This window comes from Kribbella polygonati (assembly GCF_050320105.1).
GTDB lineage: Bacteria > Actinomycetota > Actinomycetes > Propionibacteriales > Kribbellaceae > Kribbella.
This window is the reverse complement of the sequence record NZ_CP190129.1, coordinates 8,337,619-8,362,118: the sequence shown is the minus strand read 5'-3', so window position 1 is coordinate 8,362,118 and position 24,500 is coordinate 8,337,619. Positions and strand designations below refer to the sequence as shown.

General features: G+C 69.5%; 26 protein-coding genes. 13 read left to right on the top strand and 13 right to left on the bottom strand.

Annotated elements, in window-relative coordinates; genetic code table 11:
- Nucleotides 1-10: 10 nt before the first annotated feature.
- The 3 genes from ACQHIV_RS40350 to ACQHIV_RS40340 all read right to left on the bottom strand — a co-directional run bounded on the left by ACQHIV_RS40350 (nucleotide 11) and on the right by ACQHIV_RS40340 (nucleotide 4,858).
- Nucleotides 11-2,134 carry a hypothetical protein gene (locus ACQHIV_RS40350; protein ID WP_427889764.1) on the bottom strand — a complete coding sequence of 708 codons (2,124 nt, stop codon included), beginning with the start codon at nucleotides 2,132-2,134 and terminating at the stop codon, nucleotides 11-13.
- Nucleotides 2,131-3,642, bottom strand: a complete 1,512-nt coding sequence (locus ACQHIV_RS40345; protein WP_427889762.1) for a family 43 glycosylhydrolase — start codon at nucleotides 3,640-3,642, stop codon at nucleotides 2,131-2,133. Before ACQHIV_RS40345 ends, ACQHIV_RS40350 begins: the two co-directional genes overlap by 4 nt.
- A 91-nt stretch (nucleotides 3,643-3,733) precedes the next feature.
- Nucleotides 3,734-4,858, bottom strand: coding sequence for a hypothetical protein (locus tag ACQHIV_RS40340; protein WP_427889760.1), 1,125 nt, complete (start codon nucleotides 4,856-4,858; stop codon nucleotides 3,734-3,736).
- A 381-nt stretch (nucleotides 4,859-5,239) separates the two neighbouring features.
- Between ACQHIV_RS40340 and ACQHIV_RS40335 the strand changes: the two genes are divergently transcribed.
- The 4 genes from ACQHIV_RS40335 to ACQHIV_RS40320 all read left to right on the top strand — a co-directional run bounded on the left by ACQHIV_RS40335 (nucleotide 5,240) and on the right by ACQHIV_RS40320 (nucleotide 7,455).
- Nucleotides 5,240-5,866: a hypothetical protein gene (locus ACQHIV_RS40335; RefSeq protein WP_427889758.1), complete on the top strand. Its 627-nt coding sequence runs from the start codon at nucleotides 5,240-5,242 to the stop codon at nucleotides 5,864-5,866.
- A complete protein-coding gene (locus ACQHIV_RS40330; RefSeq protein ID WP_427889756.1) occupies nucleotides 5,863-6,177 on the top strand; it encodes a hypothetical protein in 315 nt (104 codons plus the stop codon). Before ACQHIV_RS40335 ends, ACQHIV_RS40330 begins: the two co-directional genes overlap by 4 nt.
- A gap of 8 nt (nucleotides 6,178-6,185) precedes the next feature.
- Nucleotides 6,186-6,500: a hypothetical protein gene (locus ACQHIV_RS40325; protein WP_427889755.1), complete on the top strand. Its 315-nt coding sequence runs from the start codon at nucleotides 6,186-6,188 to the stop codon at nucleotides 6,498-6,500.
- Between the two features lie 73 nt (nucleotides 6,501-6,573).
- Nucleotides 6,574-7,455 carry a hypothetical protein gene (locus ACQHIV_RS40320; RefSeq protein ID WP_427889753.1) on the top strand — a complete coding sequence of 294 codons (882 nt, stop codon included), beginning with the start codon at nucleotides 6,574-6,576 and terminating at the stop codon, nucleotides 7,453-7,455.
- A gap of 6 nt (nucleotides 7,456-7,461) precedes the next feature.
- On the opposite strand, the gene ACQHIV_RS40315 is transcribed toward ACQHIV_RS40320, so the two are convergent.
- The 7 genes from ACQHIV_RS40315 to ACQHIV_RS40285 form a co-directional block, all read right to left on the bottom strand.
- Nucleotides 7,462-8,421, bottom strand: a complete 960-nt coding sequence (locus ACQHIV_RS40315) for an ABC transporter ATP-binding protein (protein ID WP_427889751.1) — start codon at nucleotides 8,419-8,421, stop codon at nucleotides 7,462-7,464.
- A gap of 3 nt (nucleotides 8,422-8,424) precedes the next feature.
- Nucleotides 8,425-9,201 carry an ABC transporter permease gene (locus tag ACQHIV_RS40310; protein ID WP_427889749.1) on the bottom strand — a complete coding sequence of 259 codons (777 nt, stop codon included), beginning with the start codon at nucleotides 9,199-9,201 and terminating at the stop codon, nucleotides 8,425-8,427.
- 196 nt (nucleotides 9,202-9,397) lie between these two features.
- On the bottom strand, nucleotides 9,398-10,195 hold the full coding sequence (locus ACQHIV_RS40305) for an ABC transporter permease (RefSeq protein ID WP_427889747.1): 798 nt from the start codon (nucleotides 10,193-10,195) through the stop codon (nucleotides 9,398-9,400).
- Nucleotides 10,196-10,432: 237 nt separating this feature from the next.
- A complete protein-coding gene (locus ACQHIV_RS40300; protein WP_427889745.1) occupies nucleotides 10,433-11,272 on the bottom strand; it encodes an alpha/beta hydrolase in 840 nt (279 codons plus the stop codon).
- 248 nt (nucleotides 11,273-11,520) lie between these two features.
- Nucleotides 11,521-12,408 (bottom strand): RecB family exonuclease, encoded by an 888-nt coding sequence (locus tag ACQHIV_RS40295; protein WP_427889744.1) that lies wholly within the window; start codon nucleotides 12,406-12,408, stop codon nucleotides 11,521-11,523.
- Nucleotides 12,405-13,010 (bottom strand): MarC family protein, encoded by a 606-nt coding sequence (locus ACQHIV_RS40290; protein WP_209696011.1) that lies wholly within the window; start codon nucleotides 13,008-13,010, stop codon nucleotides 12,405-12,407. Before ACQHIV_RS40290 ends, ACQHIV_RS40295 begins: the two co-directional genes overlap by 4 nt.
- Nucleotides 13,011-13,018: 8 nt before the next feature.
- A complete protein-coding gene (locus ACQHIV_RS40285) occupies nucleotides 13,019-13,903 on the bottom strand; it encodes a PHP domain-containing protein (protein ID WP_427889741.1) in 885 nt (294 codons plus the stop codon).
- A 106-nt stretch (nucleotides 13,904-14,009) separates the two neighbouring features.
- On the opposite strand from ACQHIV_RS40285, the gene ACQHIV_RS40280 reads away from it, so the two are divergent.
- Nucleotides 14,010-14,408 (top strand): NUDIX hydrolase, encoded by a 399-nt coding sequence (locus ACQHIV_RS40280; RefSeq protein WP_427889739.1) that lies wholly within the window; start codon nucleotides 14,010-14,012, stop codon nucleotides 14,406-14,408.
- Here ACQHIV_RS40280 and ACQHIV_RS40275 read toward each other — a convergent pair.
- Nucleotides 14,405-15,106, bottom strand: a complete 702-nt coding sequence (locus tag ACQHIV_RS40275; RefSeq protein ID WP_427889738.1) for a helix-turn-helix domain-containing protein — start codon at nucleotides 15,104-15,106, stop codon at nucleotides 14,405-14,407. The two genes, ACQHIV_RS40280 and ACQHIV_RS40275, sit on opposite strands and share 4 nt — an antisense overlap.
- An 87-nt stretch (nucleotides 15,107-15,193) precedes the next feature.
- Between ACQHIV_RS40275 and ACQHIV_RS40270 the strand changes: the two genes are divergently transcribed.
- Nucleotides 15,194-16,003 (top strand): NAD(P)H-binding protein, encoded by an 810-nt coding sequence (locus tag ACQHIV_RS40270; protein ID WP_427889736.1) that lies wholly within the window; start codon nucleotides 15,194-15,196, stop codon nucleotides 16,001-16,003.
- Nucleotides 16,004-16,019: 16 nt separating this feature from the next.
- A complete protein-coding gene (locus tag ACQHIV_RS40265; protein ID WP_427889734.1) occupies nucleotides 16,020-16,781 on the top strand; it encodes a GNAT family N-acetyltransferase in 762 nt (253 codons plus the stop codon).
- Here ACQHIV_RS40265 and ACQHIV_RS40260 read toward each other — a convergent pair.
- A complete protein-coding gene (locus ACQHIV_RS40260; RefSeq protein WP_427889732.1) occupies nucleotides 16,745-17,152 on the bottom strand; it encodes a DUF4267 domain-containing protein in 408 nt (135 codons plus the stop codon). The two genes, ACQHIV_RS40265 and ACQHIV_RS40260, sit on opposite strands and share 37 nt — an antisense overlap.
- Nucleotides 17,153-17,242: 90 nt before the next feature.
- Here ACQHIV_RS40260 and ACQHIV_RS40255 point away from each other — a divergent pair, with 90 nt between their 5' ends.
- Both ACQHIV_RS40255 and ACQHIV_RS40250 read left to right on the top strand, forming a co-directional pair.
- Nucleotides 17,243-17,815 carry a TetR/AcrR family transcriptional regulator gene (locus tag ACQHIV_RS40255; RefSeq protein WP_427889731.1) on the top strand — a complete coding sequence of 191 codons (573 nt, stop codon included), beginning with the start codon at nucleotides 17,243-17,245 and terminating at the stop codon, nucleotides 17,813-17,815.
- Nucleotides 17,816-17,881: 66 nt separating this feature from the next.
- The gene (locus ACQHIV_RS40250; protein WP_427889729.1) at nucleotides 17,882-18,817 is read left to right on the top strand and encodes a hypothetical protein; all 936 of its coding nucleotides are present in this window, start codon (nucleotides 17,882-17,884) and stop codon (nucleotides 18,815-18,817) included.
- A 58-nt stretch (nucleotides 18,818-18,875) separates the two neighbouring features.
- Here ACQHIV_RS40250 and ACQHIV_RS40245 read toward each other — a convergent pair whose 3' ends face one another.
- Entirely contained in the window at nucleotides 18,876-19,451 is a 576-nt protein-coding gene (locus ACQHIV_RS40245; protein WP_427889727.1) for a histidine phosphatase family protein, read from the bottom strand.
- Between the two features lie 103 nt (nucleotides 19,452-19,554).
- On the opposite strand from ACQHIV_RS40245, the gene ACQHIV_RS40240 reads away from it, so the two are divergent.
- From ACQHIV_RS40240 to ACQHIV_RS40225, 4 genes are read left to right on the top strand one after another with little or no spacing between them, the layout of a single operon-like run.
- Nucleotides 19,555-20,895, top strand: a complete 1,341-nt coding sequence (locus tag ACQHIV_RS40240) for a LacI family DNA-binding transcriptional regulator (RefSeq protein WP_427889725.1) — start codon at nucleotides 19,555-19,557, stop codon at nucleotides 20,893-20,895.
- Between the two features lie 19 nt (nucleotides 20,896-20,914).
- Entirely contained in the window at nucleotides 20,915-22,213 is a 1,299-nt protein-coding gene (locus ACQHIV_RS40235; RefSeq protein ID WP_427889724.1) for a sugar ABC transporter substrate-binding protein, read from the top strand.
- Nucleotides 22,213-23,682, top strand: coding sequence for a carbohydrate ABC transporter permease (locus ACQHIV_RS40230; protein ID WP_427889722.1), 1,470 nt, complete (start codon nucleotides 22,213-22,215; stop codon nucleotides 23,680-23,682). Before ACQHIV_RS40235 ends, ACQHIV_RS40230 begins: the two co-directional genes overlap by 1 nt.
- Nucleotides 23,682-24,494, top strand: a complete 813-nt coding sequence (locus tag ACQHIV_RS40225) for a carbohydrate ABC transporter permease (protein ID WP_427889720.1) — start codon at nucleotides 23,682-23,684, stop codon at nucleotides 24,492-24,494. The genes ACQHIV_RS40230 and ACQHIV_RS40225 overlap by 1 nt, the downstream gene beginning before the upstream one ends.
- Nucleotides 24,495-24,500 lie beyond the last annotated feature (6 nt).

Here is a 24,500-nt window from a genome sequence, read left to right as displayed (position 1 = left end):
GTGTGATGGGTCAGGGTGCGGTGACGACCTTGGCCTGCATGCCCGGATGGGGGCTGACGATGGTCCACCCGGTGGTTCCCTGCTCGAAGTCGCCGTTCGTCACGGTCAGGCCGACGGCGGTGATGTCGTCGTACCCGACGTCGATCATGTAGTCGCCGACACCCTGCTGCTCGCACAGCGCGAACTGCATCACGACCGAACTCTCCCCGCGGGCGAACTCGGTGACGTCGATCGGCCCCCAGCCGCCCTGCCCGTTCATCCACAGCTTCGGCGCGCTCGCCGCGTCGACGTTGCTGAGCAGCTTCTTGCCCTTCGAGGTGACGATCAGGACCTGTTTCAGGTGATACCCGAACAGATCCGCGGCGTACTCGTCGTAGTCCCACCAGGAGATCTCGTACCGCGGCGCGTTCGGGTCGACCGCCATCCGCTGCTCGGCCCAGATACACGTACTGGTCCCGGTCGCGGTCCGCTCCGGCACGAACAGGCTCAACCGTCCCTTGCCGTACCTCGCGCTGTTGTGGATCGTGTTCGCACCGCCAGGCTGGTACGGCGTCCCGGTGCGCGGCAGGGTGCTCGGGATCGGGTCCGACGGCGTCGTCGGTACGGCGGGCGCGGGCAGGCCGGCGTACGCCGCGGCGATCACGTCGTACACGTCCTTCGCCTGATGCGGGGTGACCTTCTCGAACGAGCCGACGATGCTCGCGCTCTGCTGGTTGAGCTGCCACCCGCGCGTTGCCGGGTTGACGTCCTCGAAGCCGAAGTTCTGCACGGTGAACCCCGTCGGCACCAGGCTGTCGAACCCGACGTCGATCGGGAAGTTGGCCGCGGCCTGGGTGTAGAGGCGGAGGCTGAGCTTCGCCGACGTCCTGCCCTTGAGCGCCGCGGTCAGGTCGACCGACGCCGGCGCCCAGGTGAAGCCGAACTCGTCGGCGATGTCGGACTGCCAGACGACCTTGTCGTCGATCAGCACCTGTTTGAAGAGCTTCCCCGACTTGGACGGGGTACGGCTGACCTGGTCGTACGTCGCGAAGTCGAGCTTCCAGCTGCCCGCGTTCGGGTCGACCGCGACCTGCTGCGACGCCTCGGAGTACCCGCCTGCGGCCGCGGTCGTGTAGTTGCCCTGGGCAAAGCTCAGCCGGCCGTCGCCGGTCTGCGCCAGGTTGTTCGAGGCGATCGTCGGGCGGCGGTCGTAGTTCACCGGCGCGCCGTACGCGATGATCCCGCCGATCCGGCCGTCGGCGGCGTACGGCATCGCCTGTTTCAGCTCCTGGTCGACCGCCTCCGGTGTCGGCGGCAGGGCGCCGTCGAGGAAGCGATCGGTGTAGAGCAGCAGGATCAGGTCGAGGTGCCGCGGGTTCAGCTTCGCGCGGAGCTCGTCGAGCTGGGTGGCGACGTACCGCGGGTCGCTGGCGCTCAGAGCACCGCCGAGGTACGGGAAGATCGCGCCGTCGACGTACGGCGCCAGCCGGTCGAGGTTCGCGTCGCTGTAGTCCCAGTGGTACATCGTGGTGAGCAGACCCAGCTTCGGGTTGATCGCGTCCTGGGTCGCCTTCACCTTGCCCAGGTAGTCAGGCGTGAACAGCTTCGCGTTGTCGCCGGCCAGGAAGTCGTCGACCTGCCAGGCCTTGATGTTCGGGTACTGCAGCGACAGCGTGGCGATGTTCCGCGCCCACGCGATGAAGTCGAGCTTGAACGGGCGCGAGCAGTAGCCCTCGAGGTACGCGCCCTCCGGACGGTCGGTCTGGCACTCGCTCGGCGGGACCAGGTCCACCCAGATGTCGATCCCGGCCGCGCGGGCGAGCGGCGCGAACTCGCTGCGCAGGTCGTCCCAGTCGGTCGGCGACTCCCAGATGCCGAACAGGTACGTGTTCACGTGCATCGCCTTCAGGCGCTCGACCAGCTTGCGCGAGTCGTAGTGGTGCCGGCCGTCCGCGCGCGGCGTCTCCTCGCGGAGCTCGGCGTCGATCGTGTTCCCGCCGGTCTTCGAGCTGAGCATGCCGCCCGGCGGGATGATGCCCTTGGCCCGCGTCTTGACGTCCGGGAAGGCCTGCTGCTGTTGGTGTTCCTGAGCGGTCGCCTGCTGGCCGACGGCGACCAGGGCGACGGCGGCGACTGCCGCGATCCAGCGCTTCATCCGACCTTCTCCAGCTTCCATTGCTGACAGTCGCCCTGCCAGTACGGCCAGACGTCGACGTCTGCTCCGGGGGCGGTGGAGCAGCCGCCGACGTCCAGGGTGCGGCCGCCGACCTTCGACGTCACCTTGTAGTAGCCGTTGCCGATCGCGTCCAGGTAGTACTCCTGGCAGTCACCGCCCCAGTACGGCCACTGGATGACCTTCACGCCGTTCGCGCCGGAGCACCCGGCGACGTCGAGCGCCTTGCCGCTGTCGTTGTTGAGGAACTTGTACGAGCCGTCGCCGAGGTAGCTGAGCCGCCACTTCTGGCATCTGCTGTCCGCGATCCGGGTGTAGACCTGGACGGTCGCGGCGTCGGCGGCCGAGCAGGCGTCCACCTCCAGCCGGTTCGTGGGCGCGTTCTTCGGGGAGATCTCGTAGATGCCGTCGGCAACGATATCGGCGCCCGGGTCGCCGGACGGGAGGGTGAGGGTCTGCCAGGCGGCACTCGGCGTACCGAGTTGAGGGTTGCCCGCGGCGTCGTACGTGACCTTGCCGATCCGTACGGCGCGGCCGGCGTTGCAGCTGCCGGTCGGCGTACCGCTGGAGCTGGTGACGGCGTGGTAAACCAGCCAGGTCTCCTTGCCGTCCGGGGACGTGAAGAAGCCGTTGTGGCCGGTGCCGAAAACCCAGTTGGCGTCGTTGCGCTTGAACACCGGGCCGGACTTGGTCCAGGCGCTCTGATCGAGCGGGTCGGTGCCGGTGAGTTCGAGTACGCCGAGGGCGTAGTCGGGGGACTCGCACGCGCTGCCGGAGTAGTAGACGTACACCTTGCCGTTGTGGACCAGTGCGTTCGGGGCCTCCGCCACCTTGCGGCCGTTCTGCTCCCACGGCTGGTCGGGGCGGGCGAGGAGGGCGGGCGGGCCGCTGATCGTCCACGGGTTGCTCATCGGGGCGATGTACAGGTCCTGCCCGTCGGGGCGGCCGCTCGACCAGAGCTGGTACAGGCGGCCGTCCGGAAGTTGCAGCACGCTGCCGTCGATCGAGTGCTCGTTGCCGGTGTCGAGCTTGGCCTTGAACGCGTACGGGCCCATCGGGTGGTCCGCTTCCAGGACGAACATCCGGTGGTGGGAGTCGGTGCCGTCGTCGGCGGTGTAGTACAGGTACCACTTGCCGTCGAGCTGATGGATCTCCGGCGCCCACAGGTTGCAGCACGCCTCCCCCGGCGGCGGCTGCCAGAGCGTCTGCTCCGGCGCGGCGGCCAGTCCGTCGACCGACGGGCTCGCGACGCCGACGAGCTTGTCGCCGTGCGTGTAGAGCAGGTTGTAGTTGCCTTCGGCAAACACCATCCACGGGTCGGCGGCGTTCTCCCGGACCGGGTTCCGCGCGGTGTTCGGCGGGGCCGGCAGCTGTACGTCGGCGGCTTCCGGTGTCGTCGTACTGCCGGCCACGTGGTCACCGGTGAGCGGCAGGAACGCCGACACCACCAGCGTGACGACTCCGACAGCCGCGGTCGCGAACTTGGCCATGGATCCCTACCTCACCGTGGGCGAACGGATGCTCACACGATGACACGGGACGGCGAGACCGTCCGCCGTTTCGACGGTGGTCGAAAGATTCTTACCGCGGCGCCGGCTCGACCACTGGCGTCACCTTGATGTCGTCGAGACCGATCGGGGCCAGCGCGGTACGCAACCGCTCCGTGTACGCGATCACCGAAACCCCCGCCCGGCCGCCGTCGGGCTCCGAGCCGCCGACCGCCAGGATGCCGAGCGACTTGTCCGGCGTCAGCGCGACGATCGCGTCGACGATCCGGTCGTTGTCGGCGCGGCTGAGTCGCACCGGAGCGACACAGAGGTTCCCGGTGTAGACCTTCTCGAACGCCAGCCGGAACGCGTCCAGGTCGCCGTGCGCGACACCGATCATGACCACCACCGGAGCGTTCCGCGAGTGACCGTTCGGGTAGTGGATCACCGGCCCCCAGACCTGGTCGGCGTGCGCCGCCAGGAACGCGGTCACCGCGGGCGAGTAGATATTGCTCGGCTTCGACACCCAGCCACCCTCCGGCGCTGGGCACGGCAGCTCTGGAAACGCCCACGGCTCCCGCGCCTCGGGCGCGGACTGCTCCCGTACGTCGATCGTCCGGACCGTCCCACCGGCACCTGTCCGTTCGCCCCAGATCCCGACCAGCTTCGCCCGCCCGCTCCGCACCCCCTTCGTCGTCCTCGCGCCGCTGAGCCGATCTACATCCACCCCAGTCAGCCCGATCGAAAACTCCGGCGCACACGTCGGCGCCGGTTCGTCCTCCGGCGCGTAACCGACGCCGAACCCGTCCTCGAACGCACAGAACACCGGCGTCCTGCCCGGAGCGGCGATCACCAGACCGCTGACCTGCACACGATCCCCCGGCTTCACCAGCAAGGACTCGTTACCACCCTGCGCCTGCGACGCGGGCAACTGACTATCCATCGCCGCACCACCTCCCCCGGCCGCGACGTGCTCCGGCACCACCGCGACCACGCCGGCCGCAAGCAGACCGACCCCCACAGCCGCCACCGCAGGAACCACCCACCGCCGCCACCTGCCACTCACCCTACGCTCCGCTCCGACCACCGACTCGACGACCGGAGCGGCCCCCGTCCCGAACGCCGGCTCGCCCTCGGGCCCCGGCGGCAACTGCTGCTCACGCCGCCACCGCGCGCCTGCCCGTTCGAGCAACTCCTCCACCTCGTCGACCGGCTTCATCCCACACCCTCCACACTCATCCGCCACCCACACGCCAACCCCAGGCCCCACCACCGGTCGCGTCCTACCCGCACAACGACCCCCACCACCCCCACGTCACCCCCCAACCCATTCCGTAACCCACCCGAGTTATCCACAGATCCCAAAACCCACCCCACAGCCCCTCCCGAACTCCCTACCGTCGAAGGACGACAGCCCAGGGAGAACCAGATGCCGCCCCCATGCGACCCCACCGCCCTCCACCAGGCCTTCGAGGCCTCGCGCCCCCTCAACTGGGGCGACAAACTGCCCTCCACCGCCGAGATCACCCGCCTCCACGGCGAGCGAGCAACCCACCGAAGCCTCGAACTACTCGAACAGGCCACCACCGTCGAACCAGCCGTGACCACCCAGTTCCTCGACTCACTCCCGTCCGGCACCACCCCGTACCAACTCGACCGCCGCGTCAAGTCCCCCGAATCCCTCGCCCGCAAGCTCGCCGACTGGGCCGACCTGAAGAATCGTTTCCCGGTCGACGACGTGCTGCGCTACACGGTTCTGACCGAATCACCCGAGGAACTGGTTGCGGCAGCTCGTCGTACCGCCGACGCACTGACCGAGCAAGGCTGGAAGGTCCGGTACGCGATGCATTCGTACACCGAAGGCTCTCGGTACAAGGGCGTTCACACCAACCTCGTCGTGCCGGGCGCCCCGCGCGTCGAGGTTCAGATCCACTCAGTCGCCTCTGCGGCGGTCAAAGAGCAGACCGCACCGTGGTACAAGATCGAGCGCAGCGCGGCTGCTTCGGCTGAAGATCGCGCCCAGGCGAGGCGCCAATGCGTCGAGGCATCCGCCACGCTCGAGCAGCCTCAGGGCATCGACGCGATGACGCGCTTAGGCGGCAAACGCGTGGCAGTGAACAACTACAGTGACTCCCGGACAGCGATCGCGGGGCGCGCACCGACCGCCTCGCCGCGGGCCTCTGCACATTCCACGACACTCGACAAGAACGGCGGGATCGCGCGATGAAGCTCTACCTGGTGAAGGACGAGGAGGACGAGCCGGTCTGGGTCGCTGCGTTGGCGCACGAGACGATGTACGCGTACGTCGCGAACACCGGGAAGTTCCACGACAACAATGCCCTGCGCAACGACTTCTACATCGACCGCATCTTCACCTACGAGCCGATCGGCACCGCCGAGGCACGCCGGTGGATCTCCCAAGGGCTCGGCACCCTCAACGACACCGACCACCCGGACGCCCTCACCAAGTGGCGCGCCGACCCGAGTCCGCTGACTCCGGCCGACGTGCTCGCCATGGCCGCCGGGTCGAACGAGTAGGTCGCTCGATGACGCGGTTGTTCTTGGTGAAGGACGGGGAGACGGAGTTGTGGGTGGCTGCGTTGCTGGAGGAGGACGTTTGGACGTATGTCGGGAACACCGGGAAGTTTCACTACAACGAGGGTGCTCGGCATGACTACTACTTCCTCAACGGGATGCAGTACGTCGACATCGGGATCGCGGAGGCGAAGCGGCTGATCGCGGCGGGGGTGGGGACCTTGGACGAGGTGGAGTCCGGCGACTCGCTGCGGCGGTGGCGGGAGGATCCGGAGGGTATGGATCCCGAGGTGGTGTTCGCGGCGTTGGTGGCGGATCTGGGGTGAGGGTGGGCTGGTGGGTTTGTAGGGTGCGGGGATGGTGCGGATCTCTGGGCGGTGTTTTCCTACGCCGGCGGCGGTGATGACTTCGGTTGATCCGGCGGTGGCGGATCAGCTGCGGGGGTTTGCTGCGGTGCAGGCTGCTGAGGCGGGCGCGGCGTTGGGGGTGCTGGACCGGGACTTGGCGGGGGCCGGGTCGCGGGCTGAGCGGGTGGCCGCGTTCGAGGCGGCGTACGGGCATGTGGCGCAGTGGCGGTACCAGTTGGCGGTCGAGGGGAAGTGGGTGCGGCCGGGGGCCAGTGCGGAGGATGTGCGGGCGCGGATCGGGCACGGGATGAACTACCGGTTGTCGCCGACCGTCGGGCCACGGCAGCCGGGGTCGCCGGCGTTCAAGTACCTGACCGAGCTCGAGCGGGTCGCGCTGGACCGACTGGACGGGCGGCACGAGCTGCAGAACGTCGTCACGCTGCGGGACGGCAGCAAGGTCAACGGGAACATCCTGCATTTCGTCCCTGCGCCGGGCGACGAGGCGACGCGGCGGTTGTTCCCGGACGAGGTGCAGACGCAGACCGCGGGACCGGAGGACCGGGAGGTGCTGCGGCGGGCGGCGTTCGAGACGCTGGCGGAGCTCGAGGAGCTGAAGGCCGATCCGGCGAACCCGGCGCACCGTCGGGCGTTCGCGGACGCGGCGTACTTCCTCGTCCAGGGGCCGGAGTTCAAGCGCGGCAGCGACGCGATCATGCGGACGTTCCTGGTCGCGGCGCACGCCCGGGTGTTCGACGCCGCGCCGGTGTTGCCGCAGGCAATCGATCTGGACGGGATGGTGCGCGGCCAGGACGGCTTCCACCAGGTGATGCGTGAGCAGCTGCGGATCGTGCCCGAGCCCGGGACGGCAGACGTCACCGCGGCCAATGCCACGAGGGCGACCAAGGCGACACGGCCGAAGGGGCTCAGCCGCTGACCTCTCCTAGTCGGCGGTGCTGCTGACCGTGTAGAGCTGGGTGATGACGGACTCGATGGTGGGTTCGGAGATGGAGAGGTCGACGAGGGGGTAGTTGGCGGCCAGCTGGGTGAGGAGCGGAGCCGCGCTGGTCGTGGTGGGGAAGGTCAGGTGCTGGCGGGGGCCGTCGACCTTGGTCACGGTCGCGCCGTCGATCTCGATGGGCGGCAGCGAGGCGGCCAGGTCGACGACCAGCGTGCGCGGTGCCGACTGGCTCGACTTCAGCTGGTCGAGGGTGCCGTCGAAGATCTGGTGGCCGTGGTCGATGACCATGACCCGGGTGCAGAGGGCCTCGATGTCGTCGAGGTCGTGGGTGGTGAGGATGATCGTCGTACGGCGTTCCGCGTTCACCTCGGCGAGGAACTCGCGGAGCCGGGCCTTGCTGATCACGTCGAGCCCGATGGTCGGCTCGTCCAGGTAGACGATCTCCGGGTCGTGCAGCAGCGCGGCCGCGATGTCGCCGCGCATCCGCTGGCCGAGCGACAGTTGCCGGACCGGTACGTCGAGCAGGTCGCCGAGGTCGAGCAGTTCGACGAACGTCGCCAGGTTCTCCCGGTGCCGCGCGAGCGGTACGCCGTACATCTTCTGCAGTACGGCGAACGAGTCCTTCAGCGGCAGGTCCCACCACAGCGTCGTCCGCTGCCCGAACACGACGCCGATCCGTTTCGCCAGCTTCAGCCGGTGCTTCGACGGGTCGACGCCGGCCACCCGGATCGTGCCGCCGGACGGCACCAGGATCCCGGTCAGCATCTTGATCGTGGTGGACTTCCCGGCGCCGTTCGGGCCGATGTACCCGACCACCTCCCCCGGCTCGACGGTGAACGACAGCCCGTCGACCGCCCGCACCTCACGGCGGGTACGCCGGAGCCCGGTCCGCGCCGGGACCGTGAACGTCCGTGACACATCCTGCAACTCGATGACTGACACAGCTCAGCTCCCTGTACTGCGATAGCGACGAAGGCCGGCGCGCCACCCGAGCGACGCCAGCCCGGCCATCGCCGCGGCGACCAGCGGCGACAGCAGACCGATCCAGGACGGCAGCCCCAGCGGCGCCGGCTTGCCCAGCACGAACAGCACCGGGTAGTAGTTGACGAAGGCAAGCGGTACGACGAACGTGACCGCCCGGACGATCTCCTTGCCGAAGATCGTCAACGGGAACTGGGTCAGCGCCATCCCGCCGTACGTCGCCGAGTTCGCCAGCTCGGCCGAGTCGATCGACACGAACTGGAACGCGGCGCCGAGCACGAACAGCGACCCGAAGATGATCGCCCCGGTGATCATCGACACCACGAACACGATGCCTCGGGCAACCGTCCAGTCGATGTCGACCTTGCTCAGGGCAATCACCAGCACGGTCCCGGCCTGCAGCGGCCGCCCGAGCCGGCGGAGCGCGAACCCGTCGGCCGCGGTCTGCAGCAGGGCCGGGATCGGCCGGATCAGGTACGCGTCGAACGCCCCGGTCCGGATCCGTTCGCCGACCCGTTCGACCGAGCCGGTGATCAGGTCCGCGAACCCGAGCGCCATCGAGGCCGTCGCGTACAGCAACGCCATCTCCCCGAACGTGAACCCGCCGAACGCGGTGATGTGGCTGAACATCATCAGCACCGCGAGGAAGTCGGTCAGGTTGACCAGCGTCGACCCGATCAGCATCATCACGAACGACGCCGGGTACGCCAGCACCGACCGGATCCACATCACGACCAGCATCCAGTACTGCGCCGGCGCCCGAAGGACACGTTCAGGTCGCGTCTGGCGCTCCCGCGCCGTAGCGAGGAGGTGCCCGGTGCGGTAGCTCGGCGTGCGGGGGCGAAGGTCTCGATGCGGAGCATCGTGGCCTTTGCACCCGTGCGGCGAGATGCCGTGCCGAGTGCCCCGCAGTAGGCGCGGGAGCGCCAGACGCGACCTAGCCACCCTGGATCACCACCTTCCGGGTCGCGAGCGTGGTGACGAACTGCGCGGTCAGGACCAGCACCAGCAGCCAGCCCAGCTGGAAGAGCAGCGCCTGACCGGTGCCGCCCGGGTTCCGGCCGAGCCAGATGTCGATCGGCACCTGCATGGTCGCGGCCCACGGCGTCGCCCGCGCGACCACGCCGATCCAGCCCGGGAACGCGACCAGCGGCAGGATCGTGCCGGCGAAGAACAGCGACAGCACCAGCGCGAGCTGCTCCATCCCGCGCGAGTCGGTGATCCAGAACCCGGACAGCGCGACCAGGTACCGGATCGTGAAGCTGACGACGATCCCGAGCACCAGCCCGAGCACGACCACCGGCCAGAGCCACACACTGGAAGGGAACTTGAGGTCGAAGACCAGCGCGCCGACCACCATCGGGATCCCGCCGCGGGCGAACAGCTGGAACACCGCACGCCCGAGGTCGACCGACAGCCACCACAGCAACAGCTGCGTCGGCCGGTACAGGTCGACCGCGATCTCGCCGCTGCGGACCCGCTCGCCGAGCTCGTTCGTCGTGGTCGCGCCGAAGATCCCGACCGGCGCGAGCATCCCCTGCTGCAGCCACACGAACGTGAGCGCGTCCGGTACGTCGTACCCGCCGAGGCCGGGCCGTTCGCGCCACAGCGTCAGGTACACGCCGCAGAGGATGAACCCGAAGACCGAGTTGGTGAACACGCCCGACACGGTGGCGATCCGGTACGTCGAGAACCGCCGGAAGGACCGTACGGCGATCGCCCAGTAGACACCCACCACTACCTCCTCTCGCACCGCAAAGGTGGTGTCCGAGAGCCCCAGCGGCATGCGGAACCGCCCCGGTTCGAGAACGACCCGGGGGTTCGGACACCACTGTGACGGCATGGCTGATCCACGCCGAAGTTGTCAAGGCAGAGGAGGGACGCTACGCCGGTCGACGCGCAATCGTCAAACAAATAACCGGTCCGGGCGCGGGACCCCTCAGACCCGCGCCCGGACCGGTGCCGGGGAAACCTACAACGTGCCGGTCTTCAACAGCTGCGCGAGGTGCGTCGCGAACGGCGCCGGGTGGCTGGAGTAGCCGCCGTGCCCGCCCGGGAACATCACCGCCGGCCAGCCCAGGTGGTCGGCGATCACCTCGATCGGCCGCCCTGGCAGGTGCGCGTACGAATCCAGCCCGGCCGCCGGTACGACGCGGTCCGCGACCGTGCGCAGCGCGTCGAGGTCCGGGACGTACCGGGTGTACGGCAACAGCTTGTGCTCGTAGAAGTTGGCCGCGTTCGCCTGCATCCGCTCGGCGAGTTCGCGGTACTCCGGCAGCAGGTCGACCAGCGGCGGCATCGCGTCGCGGTCCATGCCGGTGCCCATCATGAACACCACGTCGGCCGCGGTCAGCCCGTCCTCGTCGTACGTGCTGCGGACCTCCTCGAAGAAGGCCCGCGCGTCGGCGGCGTCCGCGAGTACCTCGGTGCACGGCGGTTCGTGCGCGACCAGCATCCGGACCCGGTCGGGGTGCCGGGTGATCAGCTCGAGCCCGGTGATCGCGCCGGAGCCGCTGCCGAACACGTCCGCCGGTTCGTCGCCGGCGACCGCGTCGATCAGCGCGAGCGCGTCCGCGGCCGACTGCGCGACGGACTCGTCGGCCGGGTCCCCGTCGTACCGGCTCCGCGAGTTGCCGCGCGGGTCGTACGTCACGACCGTGTACTCCGCCGCGAGCTGCCCGACGATGCCGGAGTAGACACCCGCGTCCGCCCCGTCGCCGGCGATCAGCAACAACACCGGCCCGGACCCGGCAACCTCGTAGTGCAACGCCGCCCCCGGCACCGCCAGCTTGTTCACAGTCTTCGCACCCATGCTTCCGACCCCTTTCGTCCACCCTCACCCTCCACCCACCCGCTGGCACCACACGCACACGCCGCTGACACGCCCCCCCCCCCCCCCCCCCCCCCCCCCCCCAACCACCAACCCCCGGCCGGCGAGCCTCCGACCCGTGCAGCCGAGCCGCTGGCAGGCGGGCGGCAGCGGTGGAAGTCCCCGGGCGGCGGACCCGCTGGGTGGCGCCAGGGGGTGCCGGGGGCCGGTGAGGGTGGAGGGGGTGGGGGTCAGGTTGTTTCGTCGAGGGGGAGCTGGGGCGGTTCGTCTAGGGCGGACCAGGGGTCTCGGGTGGGGGACTCGCGGCGGCCTTGGGGGCAGATTTTGGCGAAGTCGCACCAGCCGCAGAGGGGGGAGGGTTCGGGTGGGAAGGCCTCGTCGGCTTCGGCGGGGGTGAGGCCTTCGGCCCAGCGGGCTTCGGCGGCGGCTGCGTCGTCGGCCATGGATTCGGCGCGCTTCTGGTGTCTGGCCAGGGAGGCGTCGTCGTGGTCGGCGGCGGCGATCGTGTTGGTCGGGAGGTGGTGCAGCTCGACCCGGGTGCACGGCTTGTGCAGGACCCGCCGGGCGCCGAGTACGTACAGCGCCATCGCCAGCGAGGAGCGGGCATCCGTCGAGGTCAGCGGGCGGCGGCCGGTCTTGTAGTCGACGATCGCGAGCTCGGTGTCACCGCTGCCGTCACGCGCCGGCCGTTCGTCGATCCGGTCCACCCGGCCGCGCAGCGACGCCCGCTCGGTGGTGAAGGCGACGGTGCGCTCCACGCCGCGAGGTTCGTAGTACGGATCGGAATCGCGGAGGTACGCGAGCACCATCTCGGTCGAGCGGTCGCGCCAGTCCAGCGACTGCTGCTCGTCGCGGAACCCCTCGCTCCGCCAGCTCGAGCGCATCTTCGCGACCACCTCGTCCGGCGTACGGCGGGACGCGGGCCAGCGGCCGAAGAAGTCCGCCAGCACCTCGTGGACGATCGCGCCGACCGTGTTGTGCGCCCACGGCGGACCCTTCGGCGGCCGCGGCGTCTCGAGGTACGTGTACCGGTACTTCCGCTTGCAGTCGGCGAACGTCAGCAGCTTCGTCGGCGTCGCCACGAACAGCCGGGTGGGCATTCCAGGAAGCACGCTCACCCCGCCTTGATGAAGTCGCGGACGGCCCCGGCGACCAGCTGGACGGCGATCGCGCTCAGCAGCAGACCGGCGATCCGGGTGATCAGCAGTACGCCGTTCTCGCCGAGGATCCGCATGATCACGCCGGAGAACCGCAGCGTCAGCCACATCACCAGGTGGATCGCGACGATCCCGGCCGAGATCGCGACCACGTCCGGCAGCGAACCGTTGGCGCGCTGCACGAACACCATCGTCGCGACGATCGCGCCCGGGCCGGCGAGCAGCGGCGTTCCGAGCGGAACGAAGGCGATGTTCACGTTCTTGGTCTGCACAGGGTCCTCGGCGGTGTCGGTCAGCAACTGCAGCGCGATCAGCAGGAGCAGCAGACCGCCCGCGCACTGCAGCGCCGGAAGCGTGATGCCGAGGTGCTTCAGGATCTGCTGCCCGAACGCCGCGAACACCACGATCACGCCGAACGCGACCAGCACCGCCTGCCACGCCGCCTTCTTCCGCACCGCGCGGGACTGCCCGGCGGTCAGCGAGATGAACAACGGGACCGTTCCCGGCGGGTCCATGATCACGAACAGCGTGACGAAGACCGACGTGAACAGCCCGACGTTCATGACGCCGTTCACGGGAGGTAGGCCTCGGGTACTGCGGCGTCGTTCGAGGCGGCGGCGTTGGCCTTGGCGGTCTCGAGCAGCCGGTCGAGCTGCTCCGGCTCGGTGCTGTTCACGCCCAGGTCGTGGTCGATCTTGCCGGCGCCGTGGTGGTCGCTGGAGCCGGTGTAGATGATGCCGAGGTTGCGGGCGATCGCGCGCAGCGCCTCGCGGGACTCGGGCGAGTGGTCCTGGTGGTCGACCTCGATCCCGGCCAGCCCGTGGTCCTCGACGAGCCGGCCGAGGGTGTCCTCGGTCATCACCTTGTAGCTCGACCGGCCCCACGGGTGCGCGATCACCGGGACGCCGCCGGCCTCGCGGACCAGGTCGATCGCGTGGCCGGGCTCGAGCGCGTAGTGCGGGACGTGCCCGGCGCGGCCGTCGGCGAGGTACTTGTCGAAGGCCTCGGTCCGGTTCGCGACCGTACCGTTCGCGACCAGCGCGTCGGCGACGTGCGGGCGGCCGACCGACGGCGTACCGGTTGCCTGGGCGAGCACCTCGCCGACGGTCAGCGGTACGCCGATGCTGTTCAGCCGGGCGACGATCGTCGGGATCCGGTCGGTGCGGCCCTCGCGGACGATCCGCAGGTCCTTGGCCAGCGGCGCGTACGACGGGTCCGGCAGGTAGCCGAGCAGGTGGACGCTGATCCCGTTCAGCTTGCAGGAGATCTCCAGCCCCGGCACGAACCCGATCCCGAGCTCCTCCGCGGCCTGCCGGCCCTCCACCCAGCCGTCGGCGGTGTCGTGGTCGGTGAGCGCGATCACGTCCAGCCCCGCCTCGTGCGCATGCCTGATCAGGACCGGCACCGGATCGGTGCCGTCCGAACGGTTCGAGTGGGTGTGCAGGTCGATGCGCACGAGCTGGCCTAGTCCCTTCGCCGAGAGCCGGTTGTCACCGCTGATGCTATCCGCGATCGCCCTTCTGCTCTGGCACTTGTACACAGACCCCCTATCCTCGGGGTGCATGGAGCGCGTCGACTGTGTGGGTGCCCTGGTGTACGACGAGCAGCACCGGCTCCTCGTCGTACGTCGTGCGAACGAGCCGGGACGGGGTCTGTGGTCGATCCCGGGCGGGCGCGTCGAACCCGGCGAGGACGATCCGGCCGCGGTGGCGCGGGAGGTCGCGGAGGAGACCGGGTTGCGGGTCGTCGTCGGCGATCTGGTGGGCGAGGTGGAGCGGCCGGGGCCGCGGGGGCAGCTGTACGTGATCCGCGACTACGAGGCGACGGCGGTCGGCGGGACGCTCACGGCGGGCGACGACGCGTCGGACGCACGGTTCGTCACACGGTCGGAGTTCACGTCGCTGCCGACTGCCAGTTTGCTGGTTTCCACGTTGGAGCAGTGGAACGCGCTACCTGGTTAGCAGGTGCTGAGCGGGACGTTGCCGGTTGCGTAGGCGTTCGGGGTGACGTGCATGAGGGCGCGGAAGTCGGCGATCAGGTGCGACTGGTCGGTGTAGCCGGCGTACGCCGCGGTGTCGGCCCAGGAGTGCCGGGTGCCGATCACCCTGCGTACGCGGGCGATCCGCGCGAAGTGCTTCGGCGAAACACCGACCGCCTGGCGGAAGACGCGCCGCAGATACCGCTCACTCACCCCCAACCGAGCAGCCGCCTCGTCCACTCTCCTGCCCGGCAGGTCAGCAACCGCAGTGCGAACCAACTTCAACCGCTCAGGAAGGTACGTCGGCACTCGCGCAGTCAAGTAGTCGGACAGTACGTCGGCCGCGCGCGCAGGGTGGTTGCGGTAGGTGACGAGCTGCTCGGCGAGGGCGGTTGCCGAGGCGCCGCAGAGGGACTCGAGTGGTACTACCTGGTCGACCAGCTGGTCCGGTGGCGTGCCGAGCAGCGGGATCACCCCGCCCGGGCGGATCCGCAGCCGTACGCAGACCGGAAGGTCCTTGGTCCTGTGGTACGCCGCCGTCGTCCGCGGACCTGCTACCAGTACGTCGCTGTCCCCGGCCGGCGTCATCCGCCAGACCACCGTGGTCGCCGGGTCGGGCGGGAGGACGGTGACCGGCGTGGTCGCCGGCGCCAGCGTGACGGTCTCGATCCACGGGTGCACGCTTCGAGCGTAACCACCCGCCGGGCGCGGCCCGTAGTACCGAAAGTTCCTATCCGGGACCGATGCAGCATGGGCAAGGTGGCGGGCATGATCCTGGTTACGGGTGCGACCGGCACCATCGGCAGTGAACTCGTCCGCCAACTGGAGGCCCGCGGGGCGCCGGTCCGCGGCATGACGCGGAAGCCCCACGAGTCCTTCGTACACGGCGACTTCGACGATCCCGACTCGTTGCGGAAGGCAATCGACGGCGCGGACACGGTGTTCGCCCTGACCGCGCCCGGCCCGTGGGTCCCGGCGCACGACCGCGCGTTGGTGGATGCGGCGGTGGACGTCGGCGTACGGAAGATCGTGAAGCTGTCCGCGATCGGCAGCACCGACGAGGAGCTGCCGGCGAACTGGCACGCGGCCGGCGAGCGCGCCGTCCGCGAAACCGGCCTGGTGTGGACGATCCTGCGCCCTGCCGGGTTCGCGTCGAACGCCTTGCGCTGGCGTCCCGCGATCGAGGCCGGACAGCCGATCCCCAACCAGACCGGCATCGGCCGGCACGCCTTCGTGGATCCGTACGACGTCGCCGCCGTCGCCGCCGAGGCGTTGTTGTCGGACCACCACGAGCAGACCTACACGCTGACCGGCCCGGAACTCCTGAGCGTCCCGGACCAGGTCGCCGTCCTCTCCGACGTCCTCGGCACGCCAATGAGCGTGGTCGACGTACCGCCGGAGGTCTACGCGGAGCAGCTCCGCGCCGCCGGGCTGGACGAGGCGGTGGTGAGCGTCGCGCTCCGCGGTGCCGAGCTGATCCGCTCGGGCGGCGAGGAGACCGTGACCGACGACGTCGAACGCGTCCTCGGCCGGCCCGCGCGTACCTTCCGGGAATGGGCTCGCGCCGCGTTCGTATGATCGCCAGACTGGGCGGATGGACGTCGTACGGGCGATCGAGGACAACGCGGCCGAACTCCTGATGGCGATGGGCGCGGCCGGCGGCGGATCGCAGCGCGCCGACGACCGCGCGACCTGGACGATCGGTGGGTCGCCGCTCGACTACCACAACGCCGTCGTCCGGGCGTCCGACGTCGGCGTGGTCGCGGAATCCCTTGCAGAGTTGACGAAACACGACGTACCGGGCACCTGGCACGTGGGTCCGTCGATGCGGATCGACCGTACGGCGCTGACCGCGGCCGGCTTCACACCCGCCGGCGCGGAGCCGGGCATGGCCGTGCGGATCGCCGAGCTCGAACCGCCGCGCGACGTACCGGGCCTGACGATCACGCGGGTCGCGGACGACGAGGCGCTGGGCGTGTGGGAGGGGACGCTCGGGCAGGGGTTCGGCGAGGGCGAGCGGGAGGCGCGGTGGGTCGCGTCGACGTACCGGAAGCTCGGGTACGACGACCCGTGGCGGCACTACCTCGCCTGGCTGGACGGTGCGCCGGCGGGAACCGCGACGGTGTTCCTCGGCGCGGGTGTTGCCGGGCTGTACTTCGTCATGACCGTCCCCGCGCTGCGGCGGCGCGGGATCGGGGCGGCCCTCACGTACGGCGTACTCCAGGAGGCTGGGCCGGAGTACGCCGTACTCGGATCGTCCGCGGCCGGGCGCCCGGTGTACGAGTCGCTCGGGTTCCGCGCGTACTGCACGATCGACCTCTACGAGTGGACCGGCTCGAGCACCTCGGCCGGCTGACGTTCGCGGATCAGCAGGAACGCGTCGAACAGCATCACCAGCGCGGTGAGGCCGTGCACGCCCAGCGCGGTGGCGGCCGGGCCGCCGTGGGTGAACACCGTGATCATGTCGGTGACCGGGATCAGCGCGGAGATCGCCATCAGGATGCCGGTGGCGCGGCGCTGCTTGAGCGCGAACAGCGTGAGCAGGTTCAGGCCGAGGACGATGTCGCGGATGCCCTTCACCGCGAAGTACCCGGCGGCGACGCCGGTCGGCCACTCGGGGATCCCGAAGCTCGGGGCGGCGGTGTGCCCGGCGAACAGGAACTGGGACCCGAACGTGAGCGGGAAGACACCAAGCAGGACGGTCAGGACGGTGGTGAAGCGGCGCATCGGAGAACTCCTTGAACTAGCAGTGCTAACTTTCCTAGCGATGCTAACCCTACCGTCGCTAGATTGTCTAGCAGTGCTAGTATCCGGACTATGCCGACCACGTCACGCCGCGAACGGGCCCGCGAGGAGCGCCGCGAACTGATCCTGCGTACCGCCCGCGAGCTCGCCGAGACCGACGGCTGGGACGCGGTCACCACCCGCCGCCTGGCCGAGGCCGTCGACTACAGCCAGCCCGTCCTCTACGGACACTTCAAGAACATGAACGCGATCGCCGACGCCGTCGCGCTCCAGGGCATCGCGGAGCTGACCGACGTACTACGTGACGCCCGCGAGTCCGGCGGCCTCCGCGGCCTGGCCCAGGCGTACCTCGACTACGCCGCCGACCACCCGGCCGTCTACGAGGCGATGTTCGTCCGCCCGACGGCCTTGTCCTTCGGTACGCCGGACAGCCCCGCGGCGCTGAAGTCCGCGTTCGAGCAGTTCATCGCCGCGGTAGAACCCGCCGCGGACGCCGAAACGCTCGCCGAGGTTCTGTGGAGCTCGCTCCATGGGCAAGCCACGCTCAACCGGACCGGCCGCCTCCGCCCTACGCACACCCGTGCTCGCGCAGACGAACTCGTATCCCGCCTTTCCGGAAACTTTCCGGCACTATCCGACGATTAGTTTCCGGAAAGACGGTTGTCCACAAGGGAGGAGCGAGCGCCGGGCCGATCCGGCATGCTGGGGTGGATGGAGTGGTGGTGGGTACGGCGCCTGCGCGCGGGCGGGCTGGACGCGCTGATCGACGACCAGGACCGGGTCGTGTCACGGGCACAACTGCTCGCGGCGGGATGGTCCGAGCCACGGATCCGCAAGTCGCTCCGGACCAAGCGCTGGCGGACGGTTCATCCGGGCGTGTACGTCGCCCACGCCGGCGGCATCGGGTACGCCGAACGACTACTGGCGGCCCTGTTGTACGCCGGACCCGAGGCCGCATGGAGCCACTACAGCGCGGCGGAACAGCTCGGGCTGCTCAAGCCGGATCCTGATCGCCCGGTCTACGTGACGATCCCCGAACACCGGAGGGTCCGCCCACAGCCCGGTCTGGTGATCCGGCGGGACGCGCACTGGGCGGATCGGCTCGCCGGCGTCGCACCACCGCGCCGTACGCCGGCGGACGCCGTACTGGACATCGTCGGGATCATGCCGTCGCTGGACAAGGCGGCCGCCGTGGTCGCCGAGGCATGCCAGAGCGGACGGGTCGGCGCCGACGATCTCCTGCACGCCCTCGCCGGTCGACGGCGGCTGCGGCATCGCGGGAGCCTTCGGCCGATCATCGCCGATGTCGTCGCCGGCTCGCATTCGCTGCTGGAGCTCCGCTATCTCCGCGATGTCGAGCGCCGGCACGGGTTGCCCCGCGGGCGGCGGCAGCGCGCCGTCGACGGTACGTTCACCGACGTGTCGTACGTCGGCTTGAACGTCGAGCTCGACGGACGACTCCACCTGGTACCTCAGCAGCGGTGGCGGGATCTCGAGCGGGACAACCGGGCCACGCTGCGCGCCGAGGCAACGCTGCGGTACGGGTGGTTCGACGTGACGAATCGGCCGTGCGATGCCGCGGTGCAGGTGCTGCAGGGTGCTTCGGCGTACGCAGCCCTCGCTCCGGGCCGTACCGTGCTCGCCTAGCTGTCCGATCACCGCTTCACGGAACATTTCTGCCGGATAGTGCGGGAAAGTTTCCGGTTCAGCTGTTCCAGTGGAGGATGGCGGGGGCGTCGCGGTCCCAGCCGAGAGTGGAGACGGTGGCGGTGTCGAGGACGAAGTGGCGGCCTTCGGTGACGGGGAGGTCGAGCCAGCGGGCGGTCAGGGAACGTAGGGCGTGGGAGTGGCCGAAGACCAGGACGTCGCCGGGGACCGCGGCCACGCGGGCGTTGACGCGGTCGAGGCGGGCCGCGACCTGGTCGGGGGTCTCACCGTTCGGGACGGGGCTGTCCCAGATCGTCCAGCCGGGGACGGTCTTGCGGATCTCCGCCGTGGTGATGCCCTCGTAGTCGCCGTAGTTCCACTCCACCAGGTCGTCGTCGACCTGCGCGTCCGGGAAGCCGGCGAGTTCCGCCGTACGCCGGGCGCGCTGCCGCGGTGAGGTCAGCACCAGGTCGAACGACTCCCCCGCCAGGCGCGCCTTCAAACCCGCGGCGACGCGCTCGCCCTCGGGCGTCAGCGGGAGGTCGGTGACGGACGTGTGCCGCCCGGACCTGCTCCACTCGGTTTCCCCGTGCCGGACCAGGAACACCCGGTCCACTCGCTCCTCTGTGGTCACGCTCGCATCCTCTCAGACCGGTCGCGAGGTCTTGACCGTTCGAACGATCCAGGGCAGGGTACTCAAACTGTAAGCGCTTCCACTTTTCCCAGGAGTGAACCCGATGCCTTCCGGACCCACCGGCCGGCCGGCGACGATCTACGACGTCGCGGCCCGCGCGAAGCTGTCGATCGCGACGGTTTCGCGTGTCCTGCAAGGGACCGGACCGGTGTCGGCGAAGGCGCGGGCGCGGGTGGACCAGGCGGCGCGGGAGCTGAACTACGTACCGCTGCGGGCCGCGCGGAGTCTCGCCGTACAGCGGCACGAGGCGCACGGTCTGGTGCTGCCGGACCTCGCGGGTCCGTTCTACGGGGATCTGCTGATGGGGTACGAGCGGTGGGCCGGTGAGCACGGGCAGAGCGTGGTGATCACGGTCACGCACGGGAACCCGGACCCGCGACGCAGTGTGATGGACCTGGCCGGGCGGGTCGACGGGATAGTTGTCCACGGCAACGCTCTGGACCTGCCGACGGTGCAGAGCCTGCGGAAGGCCGGCGTACCGGTGGTGCTGATCGCGCATCCGCCGGCCACCGGGTGTGACTCGGTCCGGAGCGAGAGCGCCGCGAGCGCCGAGCAACTCACTACCCGACTGCTCGACCACGGGCGGCAGAACCTTCACTTCGTTGGTGACCCCGCCAGTTCGTACGACGTCTCCGAGCGGTACGCCGGGTTCGCGAAAGCACACGAACTGCGCGGACTGCAGGTGCCGAAGCCGATCCGCGTCCCCCTCACGGAAGAAGCAGGACGCGCCGTCGCCGAAAAGGTGCTCCAGGCAATGACCCGCCCGCCCCGCGCTGCGCGCGGGGCAGGCGGGGAGCTGGAAGGCGAGCAGCCGCGCCCCACCGGGGCAGGCGGCGCGGGAACCCCCGGCGCGGAGAGCGGCGCGGGAACGGGCGGCGCGGGAACGCCCGGGGCAGCAGTCGGCACGGGAACCCCCGGCGAGACGGGCGGCGCGGGAACGCTCGACGCGGCAGGCGGCGCGGGAATGCTCGACGCGGCAGGCGGCGCAGGAACGCCCGGCGGGGCAGGCAGGGCGGGAACGCTCGCCGCGGGAACGCTTGCCGGCGCGGGAGCGCTCGGCGGTGCGGGGGTGGGTGGGCGGCCGGATGGGCTTGTGTGTGCTAACGACGAGTTGGCGTTGGCTGTGTTGGTAGCGTTCGGGGCGGGTGGGGTGCGGGTTCCGGACGACATTGTGGTGACGGGGTGGGACGACGTGATGGCGGCGCGGTACGTGTCGCCGGGGTTGACGACTGTGCGGCAGCCGATGGCCGAGTTGGGGCGGACGGCGGCGGAGCGGCTGCACGAGCGAGTGACCGGGGTACGGACCCGGGCGCGTAACGACGTACTGGCAACAGAACTGGTGCTGCGGGACAGCTGCGGCACCAATCGGGGATGCACGCAGTAACCGAGTGAGGAGTCAGCACATGTTCACCCACAGCATCCGCCGCCGGCTGGTGATCGGCAGCGCTGCACTGACCGCGGCGGCGCTCGCGCTCGGCGGTTGTGGCCGCTCGAGCGACACCGGCACCGGCTCCGGTGCACAGCCGACCACGAGCGTCAGCGAAGGACCGGCGACCGGCAATCTGACCGTCTGGGCGATGGGCACCGAGGGCGAGAACCTGCCCAAGCTGCTCGACCAGTTCAAGCAGGCAAACCCGGGCGTCAACGTGACCGTGACCCCGATCCCATGGGACGCCGCACACGACAAGTTCACCACCGCGATCGCGGCCGGCACCCCGCCGGACGCCGCGATGGTCGGCACCACCTGGATGGGCGAGTTCGCCGACCTCGGCGCGCTCGACCCGACACCGCAGGGGTTCGACAACTCCGGGTTCTACGAGGGTGCGCTCGACACGACGAAGGTCGGCGGGACGCAGTACGGAGTGCCGTGGTACGTCGAGACGCGGCTGGTGTTCTACCGCAAGGACTTGGCCGCGAAGGCCGGCTTCAGCACCCCGCCGACCGGCTGGGACGGGCTGAAGGCGATGGCGAAGGCGATGAAGGAGAAGGCCGGCGCGAAGTACGGGATCAACCTGCAGCCGGGTGGTGACGGGTCCTGGCAGACCGTGATGCCGTTCGCGTGGTCGGCCGGGGCGAACATCACGAACGACGACCAGAAGCAGTTCACGTTCGACACCCCGGAGATGCAGGAGGGGCTGAAGTACTACCAGAGCTTCTTCACCGAGAAGCTGGCCGGCACGGACCTGCCGCCGAACCAGACCGAGGCGCAGTTCGTGAACGGGCAGGTGCCGATGTTCATCTCCGGGCCGTGGATGGCCGGGTCGGTGGCGAAGGCCGGCGGGGACGCCATCAAGCCGAACATCGGGGTGTTCCAGGTCCCGAAGAACAAGACCGCGACGTCGTTCGTGGGTGGGTCGGACTTCGTGGTGTTCAAGTCGTCGAAGAACAAGGACAGCGCCTGGAAGCTGGTCAAGTTCCTGTCGGATGCGAAGACGCAGGCTTCGTGGTTCAAGATGTCGTCGGACCTGCCGGCGGTGAAGAGCGCGTGGCAGGACCCGAGCATCGCGTCGGATCCGCTGCTGCCGGTGTTCGGGAAGCAACTGGAGGACGCGAAGGCGCCGCCGGCAATCGTGAACTGGGAGCAGGTCGCGAAGGCGTTCGACACCGAGGTCGAGAAGATGGCCAAGTCCGGCCAGTCCCCCGCCGACACCGCCAAAGCCATCCAAACCAAGGCAACCGCGATCGGCCCCGGCGGTAGCTGATGACCTCCGAACGAAGCGCCGGTCCGCCGGGCCTGCAGCCCGGCGAACCGGCGGGGGAAGGAGCCGGAGGCGAGTCAGAACGCGGCGCCCCCACCACACCCCGGCCAGAGGCCGGGAACACCTCCGCCGGGAACCCTGCATCCACCGGGCACGCCCAGCCAAAGGCCGGCAACACCTCCTACTGGAACACCGCATCCAGCGAGCACACCCAGCCCGAGGCCGGCAACACCTCCGACAGGAACACCGCATCCACCGGGCACACCCAGCCCGAGGCCGGCAACACCTCCGACAGGAACACCGCATCCACCGGGCACACCCAGCCCGAGGCCGGCAACACCTCCGACAGGAACACCGCATCCAGCGAGCACACCCAGACGGAGGCCGGCAACACCTCCGACGGGAACACCGCATCCAGCGAGCACGTCCGGCCGGAGGCCGGGCGGGTGGGGCGCGGGGGCGGGCGCGCGGTTGCCGCAGCCGGGATCGGCGCCGGTGGTGCAGCCGGGATCGGCGCCGGTGGTGCAGCCGGGATCGGCGCCGGTGGTGCAACTGCCTCCACCGCAGTTCTGGGCGGTCGGAGCGGGCGGCGGGGTGGGGCGTTCGGTCAGCAGACGGTTGCCGCTTGGGTGCTTGTGCTGCCGTTCGTCGTGCTGTTCCTCGCGTTCACGGCGGGCCCGGTGCTGGGTTCGTTCGGGATGAGCTTCACCGATATCAGGCAGCGGGATCTGCGGACGCCGTTCTCGGTGGATGGGGTCGGGTTCGACAACTACGTGAAGGCGTTGTCGGACGAGACGTTCCGGAAGGCCGCTTTCAACACGGCGTACTTCGTGGTGCTCGGCGTGCCGTTGACGTTGATCGTGGCGCTGGCGGCGGCCGTGCTGCTCGACCGGGGTGTGAAGCGGTTCCAGGCACTCTTCAAGGTCGGGTACTACCTCCCGGTCGTCACCTCGATCGTCGCGATCGCCGTGATCTGGCGGTTCGTACTCTCCCCCGACAACGGGCTCGTGAACACCGTTCTCGGCTGGGTCGGCATCCACGGACCGAACTGGCTGGCGTCCAAGACGTGGGCGATGCCGTCGCTGATCGCGATGGCCGTCTGGCGGAACTTCGGCTCCGCGATGATCATCTTCCTGGCCGGTCTCCAGGGCATCCCGGAGACCGTCGAGGAGGCCGGGCAGATCGACGGTGCGGGCCCTTGGCAACGGTTCCGGTACCTGATCGTGCCGTTGCTCCGGCCGACGATCCTGTTCACGAGCGTGACCACCGGCATCGGCTACCTGCAGTTCTTCGAGGAGCCGTTCGTGATGACCCAGGGCGGTCCGCTGGACAGCACGCTCTCGGTGTCGATGTACACGTACAACCAGTTCGGCTTCGGCAACTACGGGCTGGCGACGTCGATGGCGTACATCCTGTTCGTCGTCATCGCGGTGATCACGTTCATCCAGTTCCGGCTGCTGAGGGAGAAGTGATGCGCCGTACCTGGTGGATCTATCTGATCGGTGTGCTCGGGCTCGTCGCGGTCGCGGCGCCGTTCCTGTGGATGGTGCTCGGGAGTTTCAAGACCCAGGGCGAGCTGCTGCGGGTGCCGCCGACCTGGTGGCCGGAGCAGCCGACGTCGCAGAACTACGGAGACCTGTTCAGCAAGGCGAACTTCCCGCGGTACTTCTTCAACTCGGCGTTCGTCGCGCTGGTCGTGACGGCCGGCAACCTGACGTTCTGCTCGATGATCGGGTACGCGCTCGCGAAGCTCCGGTTCAAGGGGCGGAACGCGTTGTTCGTACTGGTCATGGCCACGTTGATGATCCCGGGCATGGTCACGTTCGTGCCGCTGTTCGTGCTGGTCACGAACGCCGGCCTGGCGAACTCGTACCCGGGGCTGATCCTGCCGTTCCTGGTCTCGCCGTTCGGCGTGTTCCTGATGCGGCAGTTCTTCCTCGGGCTGCCCGACGACCTGATGGACGCCGGCCGGGTCGACGGGACCAGCGAGCTCGGGATCTTCGCCCGGATCATGCTGCCGCTGACCCGCCCGGCACTGGCCACGCTCGGCATCCTCACGTTCCTCGGTTCCTGGAACAACTTCCTCTGGCCGCTGGTGATCGCCCAGACCGAGGACAAGTACACCCTGCCCGTCGCCCTCGCCCTGTACTCGACCGGACAGAACGCGCAGAACTACGGCCTGTTGATGGCCGGCGCGGTCGTGGTCGTCGTACCGGTGCTGGTGATCTTCCTGGCGTTCCAGAAGCACGTCACCAAGGGCATTGCCATTACAGGACTCAAGTAGGAGAGG

Coding starts and splice junctions, on each gene's coding strand:
- ACQHIV_RS40230 (WP_427889722.1), top strand. CDS start 22,213: ATGACCTCCGAACGAAGCGCCGGTCCGCCGGGCCTGCAGCCCGGCGAA.
- ACQHIV_RS40250 (WP_427889729.1), top strand. CDS start 17,882: ATGGAGTGGTGGTGGGTACGGCGCCTGCGCGCGGGCGGGCTGGACGCG.
- ACQHIV_RS40340 (WP_427889760.1), bottom strand. CDS start 4,858: ATGAAGCCGGTCGACGAGGTGGAGGAGTTGCTCGAACGGGCAGGCGCG.
- ACQHIV_RS40345 (WP_427889762.1), bottom strand. CDS start 3,642: ATGGCCAAGTTCGCGACCGCGGCTGTCGGAGTCGTCACGCTGGTGGTG.
- ACQHIV_RS40240 (WP_427889725.1), top strand. CDS start 19,555: ATGCCTTCCGGACCCACCGGCCGGCCGGCGACGATCTACGACGTCGCG.
- ACQHIV_RS40225 (WP_427889720.1), top strand. CDS start 23,682: ATGCGCCGTACCTGGTGGATCTATCTGATCGGTGTGCTCGGGCTCGTC.
- ACQHIV_RS40270 (WP_427889736.1), top strand. CDS start 15,194: ATGATCCTGGTTACGGGTGCGACCGGCACCATCGGCAGTGAACTCGTC.
- ACQHIV_RS40300 (WP_427889745.1), bottom strand. CDS start 11,272: ATGGGTGCGAAGACTGTGAACAAGCTGGCGGTGCCGGGGGCGGCGTTG.
- ACQHIV_RS40310 (WP_427889749.1), bottom strand. CDS start 9,201: ATGCTGGTCGTGATGTGGATCCGGTCGGTGCTGGCGTACCCGGCGTCG.
- ACQHIV_RS40260 (WP_427889732.1), bottom strand. CDS start 17,152: ATGCGCCGCTTCACCACCGTCCTGACCGTCCTGCTTGGTGTCTTCCCG.
- ACQHIV_RS40235 (WP_427889724.1), top strand. CDS start 20,915: ATGTTCACCCACAGCATCCGCCGCCGGCTGGTGATCGGCAGCGCTGCA.
- ACQHIV_RS40265 (WP_427889734.1), top strand. CDS start 16,020: ATGGACGTCGTACGGGCGATCGAGGACAACGCGGCCGAACTCCTGATG.
- ACQHIV_RS40330 (WP_427889756.1), top strand. CDS start 5,863: ATGAAGCTCTACCTGGTGAAGGACGAGGAGGACGAGCCGGTCTGGGTC.
- ACQHIV_RS40280 (WP_427889739.1), top strand. CDS start 14,010: ATGGAGCGCGTCGACTGTGTGGGTGCCCTGGTGTACGACGAGCAGCAC.
- ACQHIV_RS40350 (WP_427889764.1), bottom strand. CDS start 2,134: ATGAAGCGCTGGATCGCGGCAGTCGCCGCCGTCGCCCTGGTCGCCGTC.
- ACQHIV_RS40325 (WP_427889755.1), top strand. CDS start 6,186: ATGACGCGGTTGTTCTTGGTGAAGGACGGGGAGACGGAGTTGTGGGTG.
- ACQHIV_RS40255 (WP_427889731.1), top strand. CDS start 17,243: ATGCCGACCACGTCACGCCGCGAACGGGCCCGCGAGGAGCGCCGCGAA.
- ACQHIV_RS40290 (WP_209696011.1), bottom strand. CDS start 13,010: ATGAACGTCGGGCTGTTCACGTCGGTCTTCGTCACGCTGTTCGTGATC.